The organism is Nonomuraea angiospora (genome assembly GCF_014873145.1).
Lineage (GTDB): Bacteria > Actinomycetota > Actinomycetes > Streptosporangiales > Streptosporangiaceae > Nonomuraea > Nonomuraea angiospora.
In genome coordinates, this window is the sequence record NZ_JADBEK010000001.1 from 12,333,455 (window position 1) to 12,357,758 (window position 24,304).

Below are 24,304 nucleotides of genomic sequence, written 5' to 3' on the forward strand. Positions count from 1 at the left end.
CGGACTCCCCTTCTGTCGTGTTGGTACGACTCTATTCGACGAACTGACCAGATTGGTTCTGTTGGTCAGTTCGCGCAGTCGTAGAGGGTGAGGCCGCCGGTCGTGGAACTTCCGCCATAGGCGGCGGCGGGGACTACGGCGCAGTTCGCTTTCATCCATTGCGAGCGGTTCGTGCTCGACCCGCCCATCCCGCCCCAGCCGGTGTCCAGGACGAAGCGCAGCTGCCCGGAATCCGTCCAGTCCTTCAGCTGCTGGACGGCCGGGGCGTCGTCGATGCCGATGAAGCCGCCCATGCCGATGACGGTGGCGTCGCTGCCGAGGATGAACGTGGAGGCGAACATGGCGCCACCCTCGACGGCGAGCTTGATCCGGGCGGAGCCGGAGTTCCTGACGGCATGGTCGAGGATCTTGCGCTGGTCGGCGGTGAGCTCGGCGCCGCCCCCGGGAAAGCCACCCGGGAAGCCGCCCGCGAGCCCGGACGGCATGCCGCCCGAGCTCCCACCGGGAAAGCCCTCGGGGAGCTCCATGCCGGGCGGGAGCTCCATACCTGGCGGGAGCTCCATACCGGGCGGGAGTTCCATGCCCGGTGGGAGCCGCATCCCTTCGGGGAGCCCGGAACCGGCCGGGGCCGAGCCGGGTCCGCCGCCGCGGCCGAAGGGCATGACCGGCGGCCCCGCGGTGGGGTTGGCGCCGCCCAGCACCGACGTGGCGCCGGGGACGCTCATCGCCCAGGCCGCGGGCGCCGCCAGCACCGCCAGGACCGCGACGCCGAGGGCCGCGGGCAGCAGCCGTCGCCGGCCGGCGGACAGCAGGAGCAGGACGACCGCCACCACTCCGGCCGCGCCCACGGGCCACACCAGCCAGCCGTTCCAGGACGGGACCCGCCCGATCATCGCGCAGGCCCAGACCGCGGTCACCGCGACGGTCCCGGCGCCCAGCGGAAGCGCCCAGCGAGCCCCCGCGCGATGGGCGCGGGCCAGCGTCGTGACGAAACCCGCGGTGACGGCGGCGATCGCCGGGGCGAGCTGCGTCGTGTAGTACGGGTGGAAGATCCCCTGCTGCGTGGCGAACACCAGCCCGCAGACCACCAGCCAGGTGCCCCACAGCACCCATCCGGCCGCGGCCAACGGCTCACCGGGGGTCGCGACCCCGCGCCGGCGCAGCACGGCGACGGCCAGGACCAGCGCCAGCGCCACCCCGCACAGCGGCAGGAGCCAGCTGATCTGCCCGCCGACCTGCTCGTTGAAGAGCCGCCCCGGACCGGCCGCCCCGCCGAAGGAGATGCCGAAGCCGCCCATGCCGCCGCCGCTCCCGCCGAAGACCCGGCCGAGGCCGTTGTAGCCGACGACCAGGTCCCAGGCGCCGCCGTCGGTGCTGCCGCCGACGTACGGCCGCTCTCCCGGCCAGAGCGCGACCATCGCGACCCACCACAGGGAGGACACCGCGAGGACGGCGCCGCCGGCCAGCAGCCTGGCGAGCCGGCCGGGCCAGGGGCCCCGGGCGCCGGCCAGCCAGGCCGCCGCGAAGGCGGGGATCACCATCCAGGCGGCCAGCATCTTCGTCAGGAAGCCGAGTCCGATCAGGAACCCGGCGACGCACAGCCACCGCAGGGCGGCCCGGCCGGAAGCCGTCCGCAAGGCCCGCGTGAGCGCGTACGCCGCCGCCACCAGCGTCAGCACCAGCAGCGTGTCGGGGTTGTTGTCGCGGTTGATCGCCACCGTGATCGGGGTCAGGGTCAGGACCAGCGCGGCCAGCAGCCCCGCCGCCTCGCCCGCCCACAGGCGTACGGTGCGGTGCAGGAGGAACACCGTGGCGACGCCCTCCAGCACCTGGGGGAGGATCAGCGCCCAGCCGTGCAGGCCGAAGACCTTGGTGCTGAGGACCTGCGGCCACAGCGCCGCCGGCGGCTTGTCGACGGTGATCACGCCGGCCGGGTCGTAGGCGCCGAACAGGAAGTTCGTCCAGCTCTGGCCCATCGACTTCACGGCGGCGGAGTAGTAGCTGTTGCCCCAGCCGAGGGAGCCCAGGGCCCAGCCGTACAGGCCGGCGGCCAGGAGCAGGATCGCCGCCAGCGCGGCCGGGGCCGCCCAGCCGGGCAGGTGACGGCCGGTGGCGCGTGGCGGCGACGGCAGTTCGGTGATGTCGGTCATCTGTGCTTCGCTTCTCCGAAGACGATCAGGGGGTGGTACGGCGGAAGACGGCCAGGCGTAGCGCCACGAAACGGACGGCGGTGACCAGGACGGACGAGGCGGTGAGGACGAGCGTCTCGGCCGCGGCCGACGCCTCGGGCTGGGCGTTGCGGAACAGCAGCACGGCGGCGGAGGTGACGACGTACCCGAGCACGAACAGGGCTCCAGCGCCCAGGTGCGCCCGCCCGGCCCCCGTGCCGGACCAGCGGAAGGTGAGACGGCGGTTGGCCTCGGTGTTGAGCACGGTGAGGACGAGCAGCGACACCAGGTTCGCGATCATGGGCGGCCACCACGCGCGCAGCAGCCAGTAGAGCAGGGCCTGACCGGCCGTCGAGAGCACGCCGATGGCCACGAAGCAGCCGACCTCCCAGGTGATGCGGGAGCGCGCCCCGGCGGGGGCCAGCACGGCGTCGGGATGCTCGGCGGCGGGGGCGGGGCGCCTCGGCAACGGGGCCCGCGCGGCGCCCGACGCCTTCATGCGGGCCACCCGCCACAGCCCGCGCAGGTCGTCCGCGGCGGTGCTGACGACGTCGACCCGGGTGTCCACGTCCTCGACCCAGTCGACCGGGACCTCGTGGATGCGCAGCCCGTTGTGCTCGGCGAGCAGCAGCAGCTCGGTGTCGAAGAACCAGGCGTCGTCCTGTGTCCTTTCGAGCAGCGGGCCGAGCACGTCCGTACGGGCGGCCTTGAAGCCGCACTGCGCGTCGCTGAAGCGGGCTCCGTGGGTGAGCCGGATGATCGCGTTGTAGCAGCGGGAGATCAGCTCGCGGCGCGGCCCGCGCACGGTGCGCGCGCCGGCGGCCAGCCTGCTGCCGATCGCGAGATCGGAGTGGCCGCTGGCCAGCGGGGCGATCAGCGGCAGCAGCCCGTCCAGGCGCGTGGACAGGTCGACGTCCATGTAGACGACGATGTCGGCCTCGCTCGCGCCCCACACCGTACGCAGCGCGAGCCCGCGCCCCTTCCTGTCGAGGTGGACCACGTTCGTGCCGGGCAGTTCGGCGGCCAGCTCCCGGGCCACCTCCAGCGTCCGGTCACGGCTCGCGTTGTCCGCCACGGTGATCCGCCAGGGGAACGGCATCCGCTCACGCAGGTGCGCGTGAAGGGTGCGCAGGCATCCGGGGAGCGCGCGCTCCTCGTTGTAGACGGGGATGACGATCTCGACCGTGGGGTTCGGCAGCTCCGCGCGCTGGAAGTCGCACAGGGCGCCCCGGCCGCGGATGGCGTCGGTCATCGCCGACCTCGCGGCGCGCGTGCTTCTTCAGTTCGCCGGTGTCCGGGGCGACGACCGACATCTGGGGGAACGACGGCAAGGGCAGCAGGCATCTTTCCACTTCTCTTCGCAGGGAGGTCAGACCGCACGGTGGGACGGCTCCGTCACCGGCGATCAGCACGACGCCGGGCGCGACCCTGCGCCGGGGCCGTCGTGGTTCACCCTTCAAGCCTCGTGGCCTCGCCCCGGGGGAACGTCCGCCTGGAGGAGGGTTCTGAACTGCGGCGATCGCAGTAGACGCGGGCGCCGGCTACCGCGCTCGCGGTTCCCGGCCGATCAGCGGGCCTGGGGACGGACCAGGCCGGTCTCGTAGGCGATGATCACCAGTTGGGCGCGGTCGTGCGCCTTCAGCTTGGTCATGGCCCGGTTGACGTGCGTCTTGGCGGTCACCCGGCTGATCCCCAGCTGGTCGGCGATCTCGTCGTTGGTACGCCCGCAGGCGACCAGGGTCATCACCTCTCGCTCGCGCTCGGTGAGCACGGCCAGGTCTTCGGGCACGTACTGGGCCGAGACGCCGGGGCCGGCCAGGAAGCGGGTGATCAGCCGTCTGGTCGCCGACGGCGACAGCAGCGCCTCGCCCCTGGCCACCACCCTGATGGCCTCCTGCAGCTCGCCGGCCTCCACCCCCTTGCCGAGGAAGCCGCTGGCGCCCGCCCGCAGCGCGGCGAAGACGTACTCGTCGATCTCGAACGTGGTCAGGACCAGCACCCGGACCCCGGACATGGCCACGTCGCCGGTGATCTCCCTCGTCGCGGCCAGGCCGTCCATCCCGGGCATGCGGACGTCCATCAGCACCACGTCGGCCATGGTCTCCCGCGCCAGCCGTACGGCGTCGTGACCGTTGGCGGCCTCGCCGACCACGTGCAGGTCGGGGGCCGAGTCGATCAGCACCCGGAACCCCGCGCGGACCAGCGCCTGGTCGTCGGCCAGCAGCACTCTGACGGTCATCGCCTGTTCTCCCTGGAGGTGGGCAGCACCGCGTGCACCCGGAACCCGCCGCCGTCCACGGGCCCGGCGAGGAACGCGCCGTCGACCGACAGGGCCCGCTCCCGCATGCCGATCAGCCCGTGACCGGACCCGGGGGAGATCCCGCCCGCACCACCCTGACCGTCGTCGGTCACGTTGACGGTCACCTTGTCGGCGGCGTACTCGATCCGCACGGTGGCGGTCGCCCGCGGCGCGTGCTTGCTCACGTTGGTCAGCGCCTCCTGGACGATCCGGAACGCGGCGAGGTCCACCGGGGCGGGCAACGGCCTCGGGTCGCCGTAGAGCAGCCAGCCGAGTCTCAGCCCGGCGGCGGTGAAGGATTCGACCAGTTCGGGCAGCCGATCCAGCCCCGGGGAGGGCTCGGTCAGGAGCTCGTCGCGGCTGCCCGGACGGCGCAGCAGCCCCACCGTCGTGCGCAGCTCGTCCAGCGCCTCCTTGCCGGCTTCGCGGACATGCCCCAGCGCCGTGCGGGCCTGCTCGGGTTCGCTCGCCAGCATGAACGAGGCCACCTGCGCCTGCACGTTGATCAGCGCGATGTGGTGGGCGAGCACGTCGTGCAGCTCCCGCGCGATGTGCAGCCGCTCCTCCATCACCCGGCGTTCGGCCTCCTCCTCGCGCGTCTCCTCGGCCCTGCGCGCCCGCTCCTCGATGGCGGCCACGTAGGCCCGGCGGCTGCGCAGGGAGTCCCCGACGGCGGTCGCCATGCCGATCGCCGCGATCGGCGCCAGCATCTCGGGCGCCAGCCACGCGCTGTCGCCGAACACGACCCTGGCCACGGCGACCACGAGCGCGGCGAGCCCGCCGTAGATCCAGGCGTGCCGGCGCGGGCATCGCGAGGCCAGCGTGTACATCGCGACCGCCGACGCCAGGTCCAGCGCGCTCCGCCCGCTGTCGAGCATGGCATGGGCGGTGAACCCGGTGAGCGTGACGGCGAGCACGGCGTGGGGCCATCGCCGCCGGAAGACCAGAGCGCCGCAGACGACCGCGGCCAGTGCGATGTCGTACGAGGTGAGAGGCCGCATCGGGTCGTGCCACTCCGCGCCCGGCGGCGGAGGTGCGCCCGGCGCCAGCAGCGTCATCGCATACACGCACACGGCCAGGGCCGTGTCGGCCACATAGGGCCGGGAAAGGAGCTCCCGTCTCAGCCAGGTCAGCGTACGCACCTCTCAAAGGGTAGGTCTGACCTGGGCGAAGTCCCTCATCCCCTGGTACCCATCCGCCCTACTGCGACCGCAGTACCAAGCCGCGTGCGACCCGCTTGACTAATCGGACCGCAGTCCGTATTTTCGTGGGCAGTAATCGGACCACGGTCCGGAAAGGATGGGAAACCATGAGCAGACTGCTGCACATCTCCGCCTCTCCCCGCGGGGGCGAGTCGATCTCGCTGGGCATCGCGCGGACGTTCGTCGAGGAGTACCGCGCCGCCCGGCCCGGCGCGACGGTCGACCACCTCGACCTGTGGGACGGCACGCTCCCCGAGTTCGGCCCCGCCGCCGCGGGCGCGAAGATGACCGTGTTCGGCGGTGGCACGCCCGAGGGGGAGCAGGCACGGGCGTGGGCGGCGGCCGTGCGGACGTTCGAGCGCTTCGACTCCTACGACCGTTACCTCTTCAGCGTGCCGATGTGGAACGGGGGCGTGCCGTACAAGCTGAAGCAGTTCATCGACGTGGTCAGCCAGCCGGCGATGGTCTTCGACGTGCACCCGGAGACCGGCTACCGCCCCCTCCTGACCGGCAAGCGCGCCGCCGTCGTCTACACCAGCGCCGTCTGGGGTCCCGGCCTGGGGCCGGAGTTCGGCAACGACTTCCAGTCGACGTACTTCGGCGACTGGCTCCGCTGGGCCGGCATCGCCGACGTCCAGGAGATCCGCCACCACCCCACGCTCACGGGCTCGTACGAGGCCGAACGCAAGCAGGCCGACGAACACGCCCGCCGGCTCGCCAGGACGTTCTAGCCCTGGGTCGTCGATCGCCGCCCGGTCAGCACGGCCGGGTCGAAGGACAAGGGGAAGGGCTGGTCGAGCGAGAGGACATTGCCCGCCTTCCCCTCCGCGACGAGCTCGTAGCCCTCGCCGCTCAGGTTGAAGACCTCGACGCGGGGTGCGTCGTCGCCCTCGAGGTCGACTCGGATGAAGACTGCTATCCCTGCTGCGGCGTACTTGGGCGGCTTGATCGTGTAGTCGCGGTCCCGGCTCACCTTGCCAGGGCTGACAACCTCAGCCACGCACACGGCATCGGACGCCGGGAGCGCGACAGGGCCTTCGAGTATCGCCTTGGCACGTCCAAGAACGACGTCGGGGATGAGGCCGTCCTCTCCGACCTTGAGGTTGCCCGCCCCGACCACCTCATAGTCCTGAGGACGCGCGTCATCCAGGATGCGGACCAGCCGACTCGCCACGAGCGCGTGGCCATAGGAGGGCAGGGGACTGACGACGAAACACCCGTCGATCAACTCGATCCGTTCCCCTGTTTCGGGCAGTTTGAGCCAGTCATCGAGCGTGTAGCCATCAGTGGTGAGCGGCAAGGCGAAAAGCCTGGCACGCCGTGGTGGCGGATGGGCAACCAGCCAACCTTCATCCGGCACAGCAGTCATCGCCTCATCACCTTCCACAGATGACAGAGGGCATTTGGGTGAGCACCTTGAGTGACGGGATCACGTTACCCCCCTTTTACCGATCCCGTCAGTGGATGTCTCAGGAGGCGCAGGTCCAGCGGGGCCCGTCCGGGGTGTCCTCCACGAGGATCCCGCCCTCCTGCATCGCCGCCCGCACCGCGTCCGCCACGTCGTAGCGCCCCTCCTCGCGCAGCCGGGAGCGGAGCACCAGCAGGGGCTCCACCAGGGAGGGGAGGCTCTGAGAGCGGAGGCGGGCGGTCGAGGCGAGCTCGCCGAGGCGGGCGATGAGCAGCCGCATCAGCTCCCTGGCCTGGTCGACCCCGCCGGCGTCCTCCTCCGTGTCGGCCGCCCACTTGACGATCTCGGCCTCCAGGTCGAGCACCGCCTGGGCCGCCGCCACCAGGTCCGGACGGGCCAGCGCCGCCTTGAACAGCTCCTCGCACGTGTGGATCGTCTCCTCCAGCGTCACCTCGGCGGGGGCGGGGTCCGCCGGGGGCGGCGGGGTGGCGGCGCCCGTGCCGGGGCCGCCCTCGGCCAGGCGGCGCAGCTCGGCCAGGTCGGTGTGGGTGCCCGTGGGCAGGACCGTCGCGGAGCCGGGCAGGCGGACGGTCAGGCCGCCCCGGCCCGCCACCCGCACCGACTCGGTCTCGAGGTCGATCATCAGGGCGGTGTGCTCGTCGAGGCCCAGGACGGCGGTGCCGGGCGGCAGCTCGCGCTCCATGCGTGACAGCCGGCGCTCGCCCAGATAGCAGTAGCGGGTGTCGTGGGTGCCGCCCTCGGCGTTGTCGAAATGGGGGATCAGCACCGCCCGCAGCCCGAGCGGCTCCAGCAGGTCGACGCCCTCGCGCCAATGGGGGTCCGCGCCCACCTTGTAGATCTCGTAGACCGGCACGGTGGCCAGGCCCGCCGTGCAGGCGGCGGCCGAGGCCAGCACCGTCACCCCCTCGCGCGCGCGGATCCGGGCACGCAGGTCGCCGGCCACGCCCGAGCCGGCCCACCGGTCGAGCGCGTACGTCGGGCTGCCGGGACCCGAGAAGACCCAGTCGGCGCCCGTGATCCCGGCCGCCACCTCGACCTCCAGGCCGACGCTGCGCGCGAAGTAGCGGCGGGCGCGGGCGGAGATGTCGGCGGAGTTTTCCTGGAAGGCGTAGGGAGTGTCGAGCAGCACGGCCCGCGCTCCGGCTCGCAGCGAACGCGCCGCCGCGCGGTGGATCTCGACCATGGTCGGGCTCGTCTCGCCCGACCCCATCAACACCAGCAAACCCGGCATGGCTGTCGGCCCCTCTCTCGCATGCCATCGACTACATCCGGGCCCGCCACGGCTTTCAAGAGCATCGAGACAATGCGTCTGGGACGTACTTGCATATGATTGGCAGTAAGTTGGTGGCGGTGACGGGAAGACACGTGATCCTGGTTGAGACGCTCATGCTACGGGTGGACACCGACAATCGCTGGTCCTACCGGCATGCCCTTACCCGGCAGCGGCGAGGGGAAAGCCCCGACGAGGCGGCCCGCCGGCTCGGCGGGGTCGAGCCCCAGGACCCTGACACCGTCGTGCACTCCACGAGCTGGCGCTACGAGCCGGACAGCGGGGTCGTCCTGACCTATGTGGTCTGCCCGGACCCGGCGCCGTGGCTGCCCGCGGTCGAGGCGCCCGAGCTGGAGATCGCCAGGGGCCGGGCGCCCGCGACCCCGTCACCTGAGCGCGTCGCCCTGGCCAACGTGGTCGCGCACGCGGTCCGGCACCTCGGCCTCCTCATGGCCGAGGACCCCGTCGTGTCGCGCGTCCTGTCCCGCCACCCCGCGATCGCCCTCGCCCTGGAGCCGGCGGGCGCGCCGGCCTGAGAGGCGGCGGCCCAGCGCCTGCATGGGCCGTTCGACGTATCTGTAGGTGAGCGCGCTGACGGCCAGCACCACGACCAGGGCCAGCGCCGCCATCATGAGCTGGTACGCCGGCTCCGCCCGCCGCAGGTCACCGGTGATCGCCACGAAATACTTCAGCAGCGGGTGGTGCACCAGGTAGAGCGAGTAGCTGATCAGCCCGAGCCAGGTCAGCACCCTGGGCAGCCGCCGTCCCCGCAGCGCCATCCCCGCCGCGAACGTGGCCCCGGCCAGCGCGAGCGTCGTCAGCCACACGTCTGCCCGCACCCACCACCAGCCGCCCTGGGCGGCCCACAGCGGCGCGATCCCCACCAGCGCCGCGGCCACCGCGACCGGCCACAGCCGCCCGCGGCCCCGCTCCCACCGGTGGATGGCCGTCCCCGCGAACATCACCGCCAGCACCGCCACCGCGAGCCACGGCACCCGGCTGCTCAGCGGCAGCAGCGCCAGCGCCATCAGCCCCAGCACGCAGGCCGCGGCCGTGCGCAGCCGCCCCCACACGACGCAGGCCAGCCCGGCCACGAACACCGCGGCGGAGACGTAGGCGGGCCACCCGCCCGTCAGCACCGCCCCCGACGCCACGAGCCCCACCACCACGGCCCCCGCCGCGAACGACACCGACAGCAGCCCGCTGCGCCCGTGCCCCCCGATCAGGAACAGCGCGGTGACCAGGAGGTAGAAGACCATCTCGTACGACAGCGTCCACATCGTGTCGGCCACGCCGCCCACGTTCACGACGTCGAGCAGCATGGTCGCGTGCGCCGCCACCGCGCTGGCGTCCCTGGGCACCTCCGGCCGCACCGGCACCCACCAGGCCAGGGCCAGCACGAGAACGGTCACGCCGAGATAGAGGGGATAGAGCCGGAAGAACCGGCTGATCCAGAACTTGCGCACGTCGCCGTGGCGTTCCAGGGACGTGGGGATGATGTAGCCGCTGACCAGGAAGAACACGACGATGCCGTAGATGCCGAGGCTGAACCAGTACGGCCTGAGCTGCGGCAGGAACCACGGCAGCAGGTGCTCGGCCACCACGGCCAGCGCGCCGATCCCCCGGAGCGCGTCCAGCCACGCGAGCCTGGCGGCGGCGGGGACGGGGGCGGTCACGGGCTGGGCGGCGACGGCGGACACCCGCCCCAACCTACCCACGAAGGCTGAAGAGATGCTGGCATCGGCGAACGTCGTGCTCGGGCATCACCGATACGCTGGTGATCCCGTGGCGAGAAGGAGGCCCCAGCATGACCGTCGCCGTCCATGTCGGACCCGAGCCGGTGCCCGTGCTCATCGAGGCGGTGCGCCGGGCGGGCGGCCGGGTCGTGCCGCTGGAGGAGGCCGAGGCGATCGTCTTCTTCGGCGGCGGCCCCGACGAGCTGCGGCCGATGCTCCACGAGGGCATCCGCTGGGTGCAACTGCCGAGCGCGGGCATCGAGCGGTTCGCCGACGCCGGGCTGATCTCCGAGCACCCGCTGTTCACCGCCGCCACCGGCTCCTACGGCCTGCCGGTGGCCGAGCACGCGGTGGCCCTGATGCTGGCGGCCGCGCGCCGGCTGTACCGGTCGGCCCGGGTCGAGTCGTGGGAGCCGAAGACGTCCAGGGAGTTCGCGGGCTCGACGGTCGCGATCGTCGGCTACGGCGGCATCGGGCGGGTGCTCATGCGGATGCTGGAGCCGTTCGGCTGCCGGGTCCTGGCGGTCACCGACAGCGGCGAGGCACCCGGCGCGGACCTCGTGCTGCCGCGCGCCCGCTACCGCGAGGTGCTGCCCGAGGCCGACTACGTGGTCGTCCTGGCGCCGGCCACGCCGGAGACCAGGGGGATGTTCGGCAAGCGGGAGTTCGAGCTCATGCGCGAGGACGCCTGGCTGGTCAACGTCGCCCGGGGCAGCCTGGTCGTGACCGACGAGCTGGTGGACGCGCTGCGCGCCGGCCGCATCGGCGGCGCGGCGCTGGACGTCACGGACCCGGAGCCGCTGCCCGACGGGCATCCGCTGTGGAGCCTGGACAACGTGCTCATCACGCCCCACTCGGCCAACCCGCCCTCCTCCTACTGGCGCGGCCTGACCGAGCGCGTCACCTCCAACGTGCGGCGCTTCGGCGACGGCGCCCCGCTGGAGGGCGTGGTCTCCCCGTCCGAGGGTTTCTGAGGCGCCCCCAGACGGCTCAGCCGAGGTTGAGGCGGGCCCCGTCGCTCAGCTCCGAGTCGTGCACCTCGAGCGCGGCCGGGGCGAGGTCCTTCGGCAGCTCGAACACCAGCGCCCCGGCGAACGACTGGCCCCCCTCGATGCGGATCGGCGTGATCTCCTTGCCGTCCTTGTCGAGCAGCTTCGTGCCGCCGTGTAACTCCTTGTCCTCGTCGACCAGCTTCTGCTGGCCCGGGTAGAGCACCCTGGCCTCCTGGCCGACGTTGCTGACCCGCACCCCGATCTGGCACGTGCGGGTCAGCGCGGACTTCGCGGGCTTGGGGCACTTCGTGCTGGTGACGGCGAAGCGCAGCTTGCCGTCCTGCACGGGCCCGTCCTCGCCGGCCGCCGAGGGCCGCAGCACCCAGACCAGCACGACGATCAGGCCCACCACCAGCACGAACGCGATGATCAAGGCGGTCATGCAGCCCGTGAGCACGCCTCGCTTGGGCTTGGCGGGCGGGTAGCCCGGCAACGGTCCCTGGCCGGTGGCGGCGTGGTGGGGCAGCGGCCCCTGCCCGGTCTGGTGGTGGGGGACCGGCCCGGTGAGATCCGGGTGCGGCCCCCGCGGCCCCATCCCGGTCTGCGGCACGGGGCCGGTGCGCTCGGCGGGCGGCGGCTGCATCATGCCGGGTTTGGGCCCGGTCCGCTCCGCGGGCGGCGGCTGCATCATGCCGGGCCTGGGCCCCGTGCGCTCGGCAGGCGGCACCTGACCCGGCTTGGGTCCCGTGCGCTCGGCGGGCGGCGGCTGCATCATGCCGGCCTTGGGCCCGGTGCGTTCGGCGGGCGGCGGCTGCATCATGCCGGGCTTGGGGCCGGTGCGCTCGGCGGGCGGCACGTGGCTCGCCGCCCCCGGCGTGGGGCCGGTGCGTTCGGCGAGTGGCGGAGGCTGCGGGCCGCGGGGCTCGGCATGCGGGGCCCGGCCGTCGGGGCGGCGGGGCGGATGACCCGCGCCCGGCGGCCGGCCCGTGCGGTCGGGCGGCATCGGGTGCGGCGGCCGCGGCATCATCGGGAAGTCCGACGGGTTCCACGAGTTGGTCAGGTGCTTGGTGGCGGCGAGCTGCGCCGCGGGCTCGTCGGCCGCTCCCACCAGCTCCAGCAGCAGCTGCCTGGCCGCCGGCCGGCGCGCCGGGTCGGGGTGGATGGCCGCGGCCACCAGCCGGTCCAGGGGCGCGGGCAGCCCCCGCAGGTCGGGCGGCGCGCTGCGGGCCCGGGCCGCCATCACGTACGCGTCGCCCTCGCCGAACGGATGCCCGCCCAGCCCCGCGTAGGCGATCAGCGACCCCCAGGCGAACACGTCGCCCGCCGGGCTGGTGCGCCCCTCGAAGACCTGCTCGGGAGCGATCCATCCGGGAGTGCCCATCACCATGCCGGCGTTGGTGTGCCGGGAGCTGACGTGCGTCGAGCGCGCCAGCCCGAAGTCGATCACCCGGGGCCCGGCCAGCGTCAGCATCACGTTGGCCGGCTTGAGGTCGCGGTGGACCAGCCCGGCCGCGTGGATCGCGGTCAGCGCGGCGGCCACGCCGACGGCCGCGGAGTGCAGCACCGACGGCGACAGCGCGCCGTGCTCGATCAGGTGGTCCTCGAGCGAGATGCCGTCGATGTACTCGGTGACGAGGTAGAGGACGCCGCGGTCCTCGCCGTGGTCGAGCACGCGCGCCGTGCAGAACGAGGCCACCTTGCGCGCGTTGGACACCTCTTCGTGGAAGCGCGCCCGGTAGACCGGGTCGGCCGTGTAGTCGCGCCGGATCGCCTTGAGCGCCACCCGCTGCCCGTCGGCGGCCTTGGCGAGGTAGACCACGCCCATGCCGCCGGTGCCGAGACGGCTGATCAGCTCATAGGGGCCGATCGCCGGCGGATCTTCCGGCTCCAGAGGAGTGCCTGCGGAGCGCCCCAACGTCGCCGTCCTCTCGCCGTCGTCATCCCGTCTCAACCCGAACCGTTCCTCCGCCCGGCACGTCGTTTTGTACCCAAGACTCTAACGGAGGAAGTGCCTGTCCGGTGGCGACTAGCTCTGAGCAGGCGAGGCAGCGCCGTGGATGCGCAAGGGGCGCATCGTCACCCGCAGGCGCGCGAGGTTGAGGGTGTGGGGGAGGGGGCGGTGCGGGGACAGCAGCCGCCCGACCGGCTTGGGGCGGGCGGCGCGGACGATGCCGGCCAGGAACGCGGTCCCGACCGCGAGCGAGAGGTGCACGCCGTCGCAGCCCGGGCCCTTGAACGACCGCGCCCACCACTCGTTCGCGGCGGTGCCGTCCAGCCAGATCTCGGGGGCGAAGGTGTTGGCGTACGGCAGGCGCGGGCTGCGCTGGTGCGCGGCGATCGGCACGAGCACGGTGGTGCCGGCGGGCAGGGTGGTGCCGTACCAGTCGGTCCTGGTGGCGGTGACCCGCGACAGCGCCGGCACCGGCGGCCACAGGCGCAGCCCCTCGCGCAGGCACGCCCGCAGGTAGTCGGCGTCGCGGCGGGCCGACTTGCGCTGGGCCGGGTGGGCGGCCAGCAGCGCCAGGGTCTGCATCAGCCCCGCCGACATCACGCCGAGGCCCATCAGCCAGAACGCCGCCTGCATGAGCCCGCGCGAGCGCGCCACCCCCGGCGTCTCGGCGATCAGGCCGGCCAGGCTGCCGGGTTCGGCGCGGTGCAGGTGGTCGAGGATGCGGGCGTCGTACCGGCCCGAGAGCAGGTCCTGGCGCCGCCTGGCGCGCCACCTGCCGGCCCGGGTGAGGTCCGCCAGCAGGCGGGTGAGCTCCACGTCGTCGGCGGCGCCGTCGCCGTAGACGCAGCGCCTGGCCACCCGCTGCCACCGGGCGTTGAGCCGGTCGTGGTCCACCACGCCGGAGGTGAGCTCCCCGGCCTCCTCCCGGGCGATGTCGATGAACGTCGGCCGCAGCACGTCCGTCGGCAGGCCGAAGGGGCGCTGCCCGACGCCCTGCGCGTATTCGTCGCTCTCCGACAGCACGCGCAGGGCGTCCCGCTTGGAGATGACCAGCAGCGCGGGGCCGCGCAGGCCGCGCACCAGGACGGGGCGGCCGCCGTACCTGGTCTCGAGCTCGGCCAGCAGCGCGCGGGAGCGCAGCGGGTCGCGCCCGGGCACCAGGTGCGGCACGCCCGGCGGGACGATCGTGGCGGCCAGGCGCAGGCTCTCCAGCACGGTGGCCCGGGGCAGGCCCCTAGGCACGCGCGGCCTTCCGTGTTCCGACCGGCGCCCGCGGGTCCGTGGCCATGCGGGCCCTGACCTCGCGGCCCGCGGGCGCCTCCTGGGTGGCCGGAGCAGGATGGAAGTCCATATGCCGATGTGATCTCCCGTGGCGCCGCGTCCGCAATCGGGGGTCTCGGCCACCGGAACACTTCCGGGTGGACACCGCGGAGATGTTCCGATGGCCGGAACGCTTTCAGGCGCCGAGGAGGGCGGCCGAGATGGCCTGGGCGGCGCCGCGCACGGAGATGCCGAGCTTGGCGAGCGGCGCCGCGCCCGCGGGGGCGGCCACGCCGAGGGACATGCAGATCCGGCCGCCCGGCCCGAACACCGGCGCGGCCACGCACGCCACGCCCTCGGTGAACTCCTCCTGCGAGTACGCCACGCCGTGCCGCCGGACCTGGGCCAGCTCGCGTTCGAGCCCGCCCAGCGTGGTGATCGTGCGGCGCGTCATCCGCTCGAACGAGCCGCGCGCCAGCAGCTCCTGGCGCAGCCTCGGGTCGAAGGCCAGCAGCGCCTTGCCGGTCGCCGTGCAGTGGAGCGGCGCGCGGTCCATGCCGTCGGAGCGGGAGTCGACGCGGTTGTGGCCGTAGAGGCGCTCGACGTAACGGGCCTCCAGGCCGGACGGGACCGCCAGGTTGACCGTCTGCCTGGTGGTCTCGCACAGGTAGAGCAGGTACGGCAGCACGACCTTGCGGCTGCCCGGCACGCGGGCCCGGGTGATGCCGGCCATCGTCTCCAGCAGCTCGCCCGGCAGGTAGCCGTTGCCCACCCGCCTGGCCAGCTCGCGCGAGCACAGCACGCCCAGGATGCGGTGGGCGGTCGACTTGGGCAGGCCCGTGCTGCGGCACAGCTGCGAGAGGCTGACCGGGTGGGAGGCGGAGTTGAGCGCCAGCAGGATGTCGATGCCCCGCTCCAGGCTGCCCGGCTGGGCCACGGGGCGGTCGTCCGCCATCCTCTGCACTTGGCGGACAAGTTCGGTCGGCATTGATGTCCTTTCGCTCTCCGGAGAGCGAAAGGGGCTTCCCGGGGGCTGCGGTTGTCCGTTCCTTGGCGTACCCGGCTGCCGCCCGTTAACGCAGGCCCCATTCAGCGCAGAGCCGCGGCCTCCGAGGCGAGCTTCTCCACGCGGCCCCAGTCGCCCGCGGCCAGCGCGTCGGCCGGGGTCAGCCAGGTGCCGCCGACGCAGCCCACGTTCGGGAGCGCGAGATAGTCGGCCGCCGTGTTCACCCGGATCCCGCCCGTCGGGCAGAAGCGCACGTCCGGGAGCGGCCCGGCCAGCGCCTTGAGGTAGGGGACGCCGCCCGCGGCCTCGGCGGGGAAGAACTTCAGCTCCTTGACCCCCCGCTCGACCAGCGCCATCACCTCGGACACGGTGGCCGCCCCCGGCAGGTACGGGACGCCGCTGGAGTCCATCGCCTCGACCAGCGACAGGGTCGTGCCGGGCGAGACCAGGAACCGCGCCCCGGCGGCCACCGACGCCGAGATATCCTCCGAGCTGCGGATGGTCCCCGCGCCCACGGTCGCCTCGGGCACCTCGGCCGCGATCCTGGCGATGGCCTCGCGCGCGACCGGGGTCCGCAGGGTCACCTCGATGACCGGCAGGCCGCCGGCGACCAGCGCCCTGGCCATCGGCACGGCGCTCTCCACGTCGTCGATCACCACGACGGGGATCACCGGGGCGAGATCGAGCAGGCTCATGGGTTCTTCTTCTCCTCGTCGGCCCGTTGACGGCCGTCTAGTCACGTACAGGTCCGCCCGGGCAGGTCCGCGCGGTCATCCCACCAGTTCCCGGCGGGCGCGCTGGGCCAGCCAGGCCGCCGCGCCCGTCAGCGCCGGTTGCGGGGCGACGATCAGCGCGGTGCCGATGGCCTCCAGGTAGTGGGACATATCCGGATTTTCGGTGAAGCGCGTCCGGAAGCTGCTGGTGCGCACCCGTTCCACGATACGGGGGAGCACTCCGCCGCCCAGATAGACCCCGCCCCTCGCGCCGAGGGTCAGGGCCACGTTCCCGGCGAAGCTGCCCAGCATGCCGCAGAACACCTCCACCGTCTCCGCGCACAGCGAGTCGTCCAGCCGGGCCACGATGTCCGAGGCGGTCAGGTCGGGGGCGGCGACGCCGTTCACCTGGGCGAGCGCCCGGTGCAGCCGGACCAGCCCAGGCCCGGACAGCACGTGCTCGGCCACCACGTGCGGCAGCCCCTGCGACTGCAGGACCTGGACGATCTCCAGCTCCCGCCGGTCCACCACGGGCACCGTGACGTGCCCGCCCTCGCCCGGGATCGGCGTCCAGCCGTGCTCGGCGGGCACCAGCCCGCCCACGCCGAGGCCGGTCCCCGGCCCCAGCACGGCCTTGACCCCGTGGCCCGGCTCGGGGCCGCCCAGCGAGACCAGGTCACCGCCCTCCAGGTGCGGCAGCGACACCGCCAGCGCCTCGAAGTCGTTGAGCAGCACCGCGTACGGCACGTCGAGATCCCGTACGGACCCGGCCCACGCGGAATTCGTGAGCCGGTAGCGGTCGCCGTCGATCGGCCCGGCCACGGCCAGGCACGCCGCCCCCGGTCGCACTCCGCCCGCGTGCTCCGCGAGATAGGCGGCTACGGCTTCGGGGAGGGTCGCGTAGTCGGACCCGGCCAGGACCGCGACGTTGGCCGGCCGCGCTCCCGACGAGGTGACGAGGCCGAACCGGGCGTTGGTCCCGCCGATGTCGGCGACCAGCCACGGAAGGTCAAAGGCACTCACGCATACCTCCGGCGTCCAGGGCGGCGTCAAGATCGCTCGCCGTATACCGAAGGATCCCACGAACGCTCACATCGCCCCAGAGCGGGCGATGAGCCATCGGACTCCGATCCGTCACCTCGCCAGCCCGGCGTGCTGGGCGCCGACCGGGGCGCCCGTCTCCAGGTGCGAGGCGCCGGCCTCGGCGAGGAAGCCCAGGCCGGGGCCGTGGTCGGGCGACTCGGCGCCGCTGACGCCGAAGATCCCGGCGCCCTGCTCCGCGTGACCCGCCATCCGGCGGAAGGCCGCGAACAGCTCGCGCCCGGTCCCCACCCACTGCGCGTCGCTCAGCGGGCGGCCCTGCGGCGCGCGGCGCGCCAGCTCCTCGGCGGGCACCCGCAGCTCCAGCGTCCCCGCCGCCGAGTCCAGCCTGATCGGGTCGCCGTCGCGCACCAGGGCGATCGGCCCGCCGTCGGCGGCCTCGGGCGACAGGTGGATGGCCGCGGGCACCTTCCCGGACGCGCCGGACATGCGGCCGTCCGTGACGATCGCGACCCGCTGCCCCCTGTCGAGGAGCACGGCCAGCGGCGGCGTGAGCTTGTGCAGCTCGGGCATGCCGTTCGCGCTCGGCCCCTGGTAGCGGATGACCGCCACGAAGTCCTGCCCGTCCAGCTCGCCCGCCTCGAACGCCCGCAGCAGCTCCAGCTGGTCGTCGAACACCTTCGCCGGGGCCTCGATCACCAGGTGCTCCGGCTTGACCGCCGAGACCTTGGAGACGGCCCGGCCCAGGTTGCCCGACAGCATGTGGATGCCGCCGTCCGGGGAGAACGGCGCCGCGACCGGCCGCAGCACGTCCAGGTCGGAGCTGCCGCCGGTGACCGGCGCCCACACCAGCTCGCCGTCCACCAGCTCGGGAGCCTCGCGGTAGCGGTCGAGGCCGGGCCCGGCCACGGTCATGACGTCCCCGTGCAGCAGGCCCTCGTCCAGCAGGTCGCCGATGAGGACCTGCATGCCGCCGGCGTCGCGGAAGTGGTTCACGTCCGCCTGGCCGTTCGGGTAGATCTTGGTGAGGGACGGCACGACCCCCGACAGGCGGGCGAAGTCGTCCCAGGTCAGCACGATGCCCGCGGCGGCGGCCATGGCGACCAGGTGGATCGTGTGGTTCGTGGACCCGCCGGTGGCCAGCAGGGCGACGCAGGCGTTCACGATGGCCTTCTCGTCGACCAGCTCGCCGATCGGCGTGTACTCCGAGCCGTGCGCGGTGATCTCCACCGCGCGGCGCCCGGCCGCCTCGGTCAGGGCGTGGCGCAGCTCGGTGTGCGGGTTGACGAAGGTCGAGCCGGGCAGGTGCAGGCCCATGACCTCCATCAGCGCCTGGTTGGAGTTGGCGGTGCCGTAGAAGGTGCAGGTGCCGGGGGAGTGGTACGACTTCGCCTCGGCGTCGAGCAGCTCCTGGCGGCCCACCTTGCCCTCGGCGAAGAGCTGGCGGGTGCGCGCCTTGACCTTGTTCGGCAGGCCCGAGGTCATCGGCCCGGCCGGGACGAAGATCGCGGGCAGGTGCCCGAAGTGCAGCGCCCCGATGAACAGGCCGGGCACGATCTTGTCGCACACGCCCAGCAGCAGCGACGCGTCGAACATGTCGTGCGACAGCGCGATCGCCGCGGCCATCGCGATCACGTCGCGGCTGTAGAGGGACAGCTCCATGCCGGGCCGCCCCTGCGTGATGCCGTCGCACATCGCGGGCACGCCGCCCGCCACCTGTGCCACGCCGCCGGCCTTGCGCACCGCGGCCTTCAGCTCCGGCGGGTACGTCTCGTACGGCTGGTGCGCCGAGAGCATGTCGTTGTAGCTCGTCACGATCGCCACGCCCGGCTTGGCAGCGTTGTTTCCAACGCCCCGCAGCACGAGCTTGTCGTCAGCGGGCGCGCCGGCGAAGCCGTGCGCCAGGTTCGCGCAGCCGAGGTGGGCGCGGGCCGGGCCCTTGGCCCTGGCGGCCTCGCCGTCGCGCCGGATGCGCGCCAGGTACGCGGCCCGGCTCGTGGCGCTCCGCTCGATGATGCGGTCGGTGACGTCCTGGATGACGGGGTTCACGGTGCCTCCTTCGTCGGGTCCATGAACCCGGAATCGATTGTTCACACGTCCTCCTCGTGCCATTCGCGACCGCTGCGGCCGAGCAGTTCGTGGGCTCCGGCGGGACCGGTGGTCCCGGCGGGGTAGGGCTCGGGCAGGTCGCCGGAGGACTCCCAGGTCGACAGGATCGGGTCGATCCAGCGCCAGGCCGCCTCCACCTCGTCACGCCGCATGAACAGCGTCGGGTTCCCGGCCAGCACGTCCGTCAGCAGCCGCTCGTACGCCTCCGGCACCCGCGCGGTGAACGTCTTGCCGAAGCTCAGCGACATCGGCACCGGCTTCAGCGTCACCTCGCCTGCGCCCGGCTCCTTGGCCATGATGTGCAGCTCGATGCCCTCTTCCGGCTGCAGGCGCAGCACCAGGCGGTTCGGCGTGCCGCCGGGGAAGATGGAGTGCGGCACGTCCTTGAACTGCACCACGATCTCCGACCTGCGGTACGGCATCCGCTTGCCGGTCCGCAGGTAGAACGGCACCCCCGCCCACCGCCAGTTCTTGATCTCGGCCCGGATCGCGGTGAACGTCTCCACCCGCCGCGAGGCCTCCGTCGGCGGCGTGGAGGCGGGCTCGTCGAGGTAACCCGGCATCCCGCCGGCCTCGGTGTACTGGCCCCGCACGGTGAAGCGGCCGACCTCCGTGCCCGTGATCGGGCGCAGCGCCTGAAGGACCTTGACCTTCTCGTCGCGGATGGCCTCGCGGTCGTTGCGGGCCGGCGGCTCCATCGCGGTCAGCGTGAGGAGCTGGAGCAGGTGGTTCTGCACCATGTCGCGCAGCGCGCCCGCGTGGTCGTAGTAGCCGCGCCGGCCCGGCGTGCCGACGGTCTCGGCGGCGGTGATCTGGACGTGGTCGATCCACAGGGAGTTCCAGATCGGCTCGAGGAAGGCGTTGGCGAAGCGCAGGACCAGCAGGTTCTGGACGGTCTCCTTGCCCAGGTAGTGGTCGATGCGGAAGATCTGGCGCTCGTCGAAGATGGCGCCGACCTCGTCGTTGATCCGCTGCGCGCTCGGCAGGTCGTGGCCCAGCGGCTTCTCCAGCACCACGCGCGAGCGCGGCGTCACCAGCCCGGCCTCCTCCAGCTCGCGGCAGAAGGGGCCGAACGTCCGGGGCGGGCTGGCCAGGTAGAAGACCCGGTCGCGCTGCTCGTGCCCGGCCAGCAGCCGGCTCAGCGCCCCCCAGCCCGATTTGTCGGCGCCTCCGACGTCGACCGACACGTGGTGCAGGCGGCCGAGGAAGCGCTGCCACGTGGCGGGGTCGTCGATCGGGACCTGGTCGCGTACCTCGGCGTCCACCTTGCCGCGGAAGTCGGCGTCGGTCAGGCCGCCCCTGGACATGGCGATGACGCGGGTCTCCGGGGAGAGCCGGCCGTCCCTGTCGCTGTGGTAGAGCGCCGGGAGCAGCTTGCGCATGGACAGGTCGCCGGTGCCGCCGAAGACGACGAGGTCGGCGGTGTGGGCGGGGCTGGTTGTCGACACGGGGGACACGGTTACGGGCTCCGATGATCTACCAAGCAGGGACAGAACGGACACTAACGAGAGTTTGGGTCTCACACAAGCGGAGTTTTGGCATTTGAGATAAAAAAGTCTGGACTTTTCATGACCTAACCCCATGTGATTCACTTAGCCGATGCCTCGACGTACCGCCGCGACCCTCGCCACCAGTGGCGAGGTGCTCCGCCTCATCCGCGCCGGAGAGGCCGTGACGCGCGCCGACCTGGGCCGGGTGACCGGCCTGTCGCGGCCCGCGGTGCAGCTGCGCGTGGGTGAGCTGCTGGAACGCGGCCTGGTCCTGGAGCGCGACGACGCCCCGTCCACGGGCGGGCGGCCGCCGGTCCGGCTGGAGTTCAACGCCTCGGGCGGCGTCGTGCTGGTGGCGGCGCTCGGCGCCAGCCGCACCCGGGTGGCCGTCTGCGACCTGGCCGGGCGGGAGCTGGCCGGGCGCGAGTTCGCGATGGACGTGGAGCAGGGGCCCGACGTCGTGCTCCCGGTGATCATGGATTCCTGGGACGAGCTGCTCGGCGACCGGCCCCGCTCGATGCTCAGGGGCGTCGGGATGGGCGTGCCGGCCACGGTCGAGTTCGCGCAGGGGCGCGCCGAGAGCGCCCGCGTGATGGCCTCGTGGACCGGCGTGGTGATCCCGCCGATCATCCGCGAGCGCTTCCCCGTCCCCGTGCTCGTGGACAACGACGTGAACGTGCTGGCCATCGGCGAGCACCGCGGCGCCTACCCCGACCTGGACGACCTGATGTTCGTGAAGATCTCGACGCGGATCGGCGCGGGCGTGATCGCCGGGGGCGGCATCCTGCGCGGCGCGCTGGGCGCGGCGGGCGAGATCGGGCACATCCCCGTGCTCGACGGCGGCGACGTGCTGTGCCGCTGCGGCAACACCGGCTGCGTCGACTCCGTGGCCAGCGGCACCGCGCTGCTGCGCGACCTGCGGGCGCAGGGCAAGGACGTCAAGACGATCGCGGACGTGACCGCGCTGGTGCGCGCGGGCGACGCCGAGACGATGGCGACCGTGCGCGAGGCCGGGCGCCGGATCGGCGAGGTGCTGGCGGGGGCGGTCAACATCCTCAACCCGTCGGTGGTGGTGCTGGGCGGCGACGTGGCCGAGGCGTTCGGCCCGCTGGTGTCGAGCATCCGCGAGGTCGTCTACCGCCGTTCCACTGCCCTGGCCACCCGGCGGCTGCGCATCGAGCCGAGCCGGCTGGGGGCGGGCGCGGGCATCAGCGGGTGCGCGGTGATGGTGCTGGACCACGTGCTCTCGCCGGAGGCCGTGGACGAGACCATGACGATCTCGTCCCTGCGCCGCGAGCGCGTCGCCGCCCCGTAGGGTCAGAGGTCCCAGCGGGGGACGTCGCTCTCCCGTACGAGCCCGTCCGCGCCGAAGACCAGATGGCGGTCGAGGTCGGCGGCGAACCAGCGGTCGTGCGTGACCGCCAGCACCGTCCCCTCGAAGCCCGCGAGCCCCTGCTGGAGCGCCTCCGCGCTGGCCAGGTCGAGGTTGTCCGTCGGCTCGTCGAGCAGCAGCAGCGTCGCCCCCGACAGCTCCAGCAGCAGGATCTGCAGCCGGGCCTGCTGCCCGCCCGACAGCGTCTCGAACGGCTGCCCGCCCGCCGGCGCCAGCTCGTAGCGGGCCAGCGCCGCCATCGCCTCGTTGCGGGTCAGCGCGTACTCGCGCATCACCACGTCGGCGGCGGCCCGCCCGACCAGGTCGGGCCGCACGTGGGTCTGGGTGAAGTGCCCGGCTGACACCCTGGCGCCCAGGCGGGCCACGCCGGTGTGCGCGATCGGCTCGCCCGCCAGCAGGCGCAGGAAGTGGGACTTGCCGGTGCCGTTCTGGCCCAGCACGCCGACCCGCTCGCCGTACCAGACCTCGGTGGAGAACGGCCGCAGCAGCCCGGTGAGCTCCAGGTCCTCGCAGGTCACCGCCCGCTTCCCGGTGCGCCCGCCGCGCAGCCGCATCCGGACGTTCTGCTCCTTCGGCGCGCGCCGCGGCGGCCCCGCCCGCTCGAAGCGCTCCAGCCTCGTGACCGCCGACTGGTACGCCCCCGCCAGCGCGTCGTTGTTCGCCGAGCGCTGGCGCAGCGTGTGGACCAGGCGGCGCAGCCTGGCCCGCTCGTCCTCCCAGCGCCGGCGCAGCTCTTCGAGGCGCTCCCTGCGCCGCCTGCGGGCCTCGGCGTACGTCGCGAACCCGCCGCCGTGCACCCACACCTCGCGCCCCTCCACCGTGATGATCCGGTCGGCGGCCTCGGCCAGCAGCTGCCGGTCGTGCGAGACCAGCAGCACCGTCTTGGCCGAGCCCCTGATCGCCCGCTCCAGCCACTGCTTGGCCCGCACGTCCAGGTAGTTGTCGGGCTCGTCCAGCAGCAGCACCTCGTCCGGCCCGCGCAGCAGCGCCTCCAGCATGAGCCGCTTCTGCTCCCCGCCCGACAGCGTGCCCAGCTCCCTGTCCTTCACCCGCTCGTACGGCAGCCCCAGGGCCTCGGTGGCGCACACGTCCCACACCACCTCCAGCTCGTAGCCGCCCGCGTCGGCGTAGTCGGCGATGGCCTGGGCGTAGGCGAGCTGGGCGGGCTCGTCGTCGCTGCGCGACATCGCCGCCTCGGCCGCCTCCAGCGCGGCGGCGGCGTCGCGCACGCGCCTCGGGGCGACGCCGATCAGCAGGTCGTGCACGGTGCCCGCGCCGAGGAACTGCCGCATCACCCCGATCCCGCCGCCGCTGGCCACGCGTCCGTCCGACGGGGCCAGCTCGCCCGCGATCAACCGCAGCAGCGTGGTCTTGCCCGCGCCGTTCGGCCCGACGAGCGCCGCCTTGGCGCCGGCGCCCACCTTGAAGGACGTCTCCAGCAGCAGCGGCCGCCCGTCCGGCAGCAGGTACGTCAGCCCGCTCACCTCGATGTGCCCCATGACGGCCACCTCCACTCGATCGTCGTTCGACTAACTAGACCATCGATCCGGTCTCTAGAACAACGTATTATCTCCAGGTGGAATCCGTGTGGTCGCGCCCCCAGAAGGCGCCGAGACAGACGCTGACGCTCGACCGGATCGTGGCCGAGGCGGTCGCGCTGCTCGACGAGGAAGGCGTGGGCCGGCTGACCATGCGCCGGCTGGCCGAGCGGCTCGACACCGGCTCGACCACGCTCTACTGGCACGTCAAGACCAAGGACGACGTCCTCGACCTGGCCCTGGACGCCGTCTTCGGGGAGGTGCGGCTGCCGGCGGGCGGCTCCGGGTGGCAGGCGGCCGTCCGCGAGCTCATCGGCGGCTGGCGCGCGGCCCTGCTGCGGCACCCGTGGTCGGCCACCATCCTCGACCGCCCGCTCATGGGCCCGAACGCGCTGGAGCGCACCGAGTTCCTCTACGCGACCCTGGCCGCCGCCGGCTTCGCCGCCCCCAAGCCCGCCGCCTACAGCCTGTCCAACTACGTCATGGGCTCGGTCGTCATGCAGGTGACCTGGCAGGACCGCGACGGGGACGACACCGGCGAGTTCCTCAGGGAGCGCGCCGAGCGCTACCCGGCCCTCGCCGAGCACGGCCTCGACCACGCGTGGGACGCCACGTTCGACGAGGGCCTCGGCTACCTGCTGGAGGGCATGGAGCAGTCCCGCGGACGCGAAGGCGGCCGGCTCGGGTGAGCCGGCCGCCTTCGGGGG

Annotated in this window: 19 protein-coding genes; 4 read left to right on the top strand and 15 right to left on the bottom strand. The window is 73.1% G+C overall.

Features of this window, described 5'->3' with window-relative positions:
- Positions 1-65 precede the first annotated feature (65 nt).
- From H4W80_RS56590 to H4W80_RS56605, 4 genes are all read right to left on the bottom strand, one after another.
- Entirely contained in the window at positions 66-2,150 is a 2,085-nt protein-coding gene (locus H4W80_RS56590) for an ArnT family glycosyltransferase (RefSeq protein ID WP_192792586.1), read from the bottom strand.
- A gap of 25 nt (positions 2,151-2,175) precedes the next feature.
- Positions 2,176-3,420: a bifunctional glycosyltransferase family 2/GtrA family protein gene (locus H4W80_RS63235; RefSeq protein WP_192792587.1), complete on the bottom strand. Its 1,245-nt coding sequence runs from the start codon at positions 3,418-3,420 to the stop codon at positions 2,176-2,178.
- 315 nt (positions 3,421-3,735) lie between these two features.
- Positions 3,736-4,407: a response regulator transcription factor gene (locus H4W80_RS56600; RefSeq protein ID WP_192792588.1), complete on the bottom strand. Its 672-nt coding sequence runs from the start codon at positions 4,405-4,407 to the stop codon at positions 3,736-3,738.
- On the bottom strand, positions 4,404-5,609 hold the full coding sequence (locus tag H4W80_RS56605) for a sensor histidine kinase (RefSeq protein WP_192792589.1): 1,206 nt from the start codon (positions 5,607-5,609) through the stop codon (positions 4,404-4,406). Before H4W80_RS56605 ends, H4W80_RS56600 begins: the two co-directional genes overlap by 4 nt.
- Positions 5,610-5,776: 167 nt before the next feature.
- Here H4W80_RS56605 and H4W80_RS56610 point away from each other — a divergent pair, with 167 nt between their 5' ends.
- Positions 5,777-6,400 carry an FMN-dependent NADH-azoreductase gene (locus tag H4W80_RS56610; RefSeq protein WP_192792590.1) on the top strand — a complete coding sequence of 208 codons (624 nt, stop codon included), beginning with the start codon at positions 5,777-5,779 and terminating at the stop codon, positions 6,398-6,400.
- Here the strand turns inward: H4W80_RS56610 and H4W80_RS56615 are convergent.
- From H4W80_RS56615 to H4W80_RS56625, 3 genes are all read right to left on the bottom strand, one after another.
- The gene (locus H4W80_RS56615) at positions 6,397-7,038 is read right to left on the bottom strand and encodes a Uma2 family endonuclease (protein ID WP_192792591.1); all 642 of its coding nucleotides are present in this window, start codon (positions 7,036-7,038) and stop codon (positions 6,397-6,399) included. The two genes, H4W80_RS56610 and H4W80_RS56615, sit on opposite strands and share 4 nt — an antisense overlap.
- Positions 7,039-7,138: 100 nt before the next feature.
- The gene (locus tag H4W80_RS56620; protein WP_192792592.1) at positions 7,139-8,329 is read right to left on the bottom strand and encodes a hypothetical protein; all 1,191 of its coding nucleotides are present in this window, start codon (positions 8,327-8,329) and stop codon (positions 7,139-7,141) included.
- 425 nt (positions 8,330-8,754) lie between these two features.
- Positions 8,755-10,068 carry an acyltransferase family protein gene (locus H4W80_RS56625; RefSeq protein WP_192792593.1) on the bottom strand — a complete coding sequence of 438 codons (1,314 nt, stop codon included), beginning with the start codon at positions 10,066-10,068 and terminating at the stop codon, positions 8,755-8,757.
- 107 nt (positions 10,069-10,175) lie between these two features.
- Between H4W80_RS56625 and H4W80_RS56630 the strand changes: the two genes are divergently transcribed.
- On the top strand, positions 10,176-11,078 hold the full coding sequence (locus tag H4W80_RS56630) for a D-isomer specific 2-hydroxyacid dehydrogenase family protein (RefSeq protein WP_192792594.1): 903 nt from the start codon (positions 10,176-10,178) through the stop codon (positions 11,076-11,078).
- Positions 11,079-11,094: 16 nt separating this feature from the next.
- Here the strand turns inward: H4W80_RS56630 and H4W80_RS56635 are convergent, their stop codons facing one another.
- From H4W80_RS56635 to zwf, 7 genes are all read right to left on the bottom strand, one after another.
- The gene (locus H4W80_RS56635) at positions 11,095-13,011 is read right to left on the bottom strand and encodes a serine/threonine-protein kinase (protein WP_192792595.1); all 1,917 of its coding nucleotides are present in this window, start codon (positions 13,009-13,011) and stop codon (positions 11,095-11,097) included.
- A gap of 111 nt (positions 13,012-13,122) precedes the next feature.
- Positions 13,123-14,289, bottom strand: coding sequence for a cytochrome P450 (locus H4W80_RS64215; protein WP_192792596.1), 1,167 nt, complete (start codon positions 14,287-14,289; stop codon positions 13,123-13,125).
- A 214-nt stretch (positions 14,290-14,503) separates the two neighbouring features.
- Complete coding sequence (locus H4W80_RS56645) at positions 14,504-15,262, bottom strand: IclR family transcriptional regulator (RefSeq protein WP_192792597.1); 759 nt, start codon at positions 15,260-15,262, stop codon at positions 14,504-14,506.
- 134 nt (positions 15,263-15,396) lie between these two features.
- Positions 15,397-16,008: a bifunctional 4-hydroxy-2-oxoglutarate aldolase/2-dehydro-3-deoxy-phosphogluconate aldolase gene (gene eda, locus H4W80_RS56650; RefSeq protein ID WP_192792598.1), complete on the bottom strand. Its 612-nt coding sequence runs from the start codon at positions 16,006-16,008 to the stop codon at positions 15,397-15,399.
- Positions 16,009-16,083: 75 nt separating this feature from the next.
- On the bottom strand, positions 16,084-17,049 hold the full coding sequence (gene glk, locus H4W80_RS56655; protein ID WP_192792599.1) for a glucokinase: 966 nt from the start codon (positions 17,047-17,049) through the stop codon (positions 16,084-16,086).
- Positions 17,050-17,160: 111 nt separating this feature from the next.
- On the bottom strand, positions 17,161-19,179 hold the full coding sequence (gene edd / locus H4W80_RS56660) for a phosphogluconate dehydratase (RefSeq protein ID WP_225964244.1): 2,019 nt from the start codon (positions 19,177-19,179) through the stop codon (positions 17,161-17,163).
- Entirely contained in the window at positions 19,158-20,624 is a 1,467-nt protein-coding gene (gene zwf, locus H4W80_RS56665; protein ID WP_192792601.1) for a glucose-6-phosphate dehydrogenase, read from the bottom strand. The genes edd and zwf overlap by 22 nt, the downstream gene beginning before the upstream one ends.
- A gap of 151 nt (positions 20,625-20,775) precedes the next feature.
- On the opposite strand from zwf, the gene H4W80_RS56670 reads away from it, so the two are divergent.
- On the top strand, positions 20,776-21,981 hold the full coding sequence (locus H4W80_RS56670; RefSeq protein WP_192792602.1) for an ROK family transcriptional regulator: 1,206 nt from the start codon (positions 20,776-20,778) through the stop codon (positions 21,979-21,981).
- 2 nt (positions 21,982-21,983) lie between these two features.
- On the opposite strand, the gene H4W80_RS56675 is transcribed toward H4W80_RS56670, so the two are convergent.
- The gene (locus H4W80_RS56675; RefSeq protein WP_192792603.1) at positions 21,984-23,558 is read right to left on the bottom strand and encodes an ABC-F family ATP-binding cassette domain-containing protein; all 1,575 of its coding nucleotides are present in this window, start codon (positions 23,556-23,558) and stop codon (positions 21,984-21,986) included.
- 77 nt (positions 23,559-23,635) lie between these two features.
- Between H4W80_RS56675 and H4W80_RS56680 the strand changes: the two genes are divergently transcribed.
- Positions 23,636-24,286 (top strand): TetR/AcrR family transcriptional regulator, encoded by a 651-nt coding sequence (locus tag H4W80_RS56680; RefSeq protein ID WP_192792604.1) that lies wholly within the window; start codon positions 23,636-23,638, stop codon positions 24,284-24,286.
- Positions 24,287-24,304 lie beyond the last annotated feature (18 nt).

Bases quoted from the DNA above. Each gene is read 5' to 3' on its own strand.
- edd (WP_225964244.1), bottom strand. From the start codon at position 19,179: ATGGCACGAGGAGGACGTGTGAACAATCGATTCCGGGTTCATGGACCC.
- H4W80_RS63235 (WP_192792587.1), bottom strand. From the start codon at position 3,420: ATGACCGACGCCATCCGCGGCCGGGGCGCCCTGTGCGACTTCCAGCGC.
- H4W80_RS56620 (WP_192792592.1), bottom strand. From the start codon at position 8,329: ATGCCGGGTTTGCTGGTGTTGATGGGGTCGGGCGAGACGAGCCCGACC.
- H4W80_RS56600 (WP_192792588.1), bottom strand. From the start codon at position 4,407: ATGACCGTCAGAGTGCTGCTGGCCGACGACCAGGCGCTGGTCCGCGCG.
- eda (WP_192792598.1), bottom strand. From the start codon at position 16,008: ATGAGCCTGCTCGATCTCGCCCCGGTGATCCCCGTCGTGGTGATCGAC.
- H4W80_RS56645 (WP_192792597.1), bottom strand. From the start codon at position 15,262: ATGGCGGACGACCGCCCCGTGGCCCAGCCGGGCAGCCTGGAGCGGGGC.
- H4W80_RS56675 (WP_192792603.1), bottom strand. From the start codon at position 23,558: ATGGGGCACATCGAGGTGAGCGGGCTGACGTACCTGCTGCCGGACGGG.
- H4W80_RS56610 (WP_192792590.1), top strand. From the start codon at position 5,777: ATGAGCAGACTGCTGCACATCTCCGCCTCTCCCCGCGGGGGCGAGTCG.
- H4W80_RS56630 (WP_192792594.1), top strand. From the start codon at position 10,176: ATGACCGTCGCCGTCCATGTCGGACCCGAGCCGGTGCCCGTGCTCATC.
- H4W80_RS56670 (WP_192792602.1), top strand. From the start codon at position 20,776: ATGCCTCGACGTACCGCCGCGACCCTCGCCACCAGTGGCGAGGTGCTC.
- H4W80_RS56590 (WP_192792586.1), bottom strand. From the start codon at position 2,150: ATGACCGACATCACCGAACTGCCGTCGCCGCCACGCGCCACCGGCCGT.
- H4W80_RS56615 (WP_192792591.1), bottom strand. From the start codon at position 7,038: ATGACTGCTGTGCCGGATGAAGGTTGGCTGGTTGCCCATCCGCCACCA.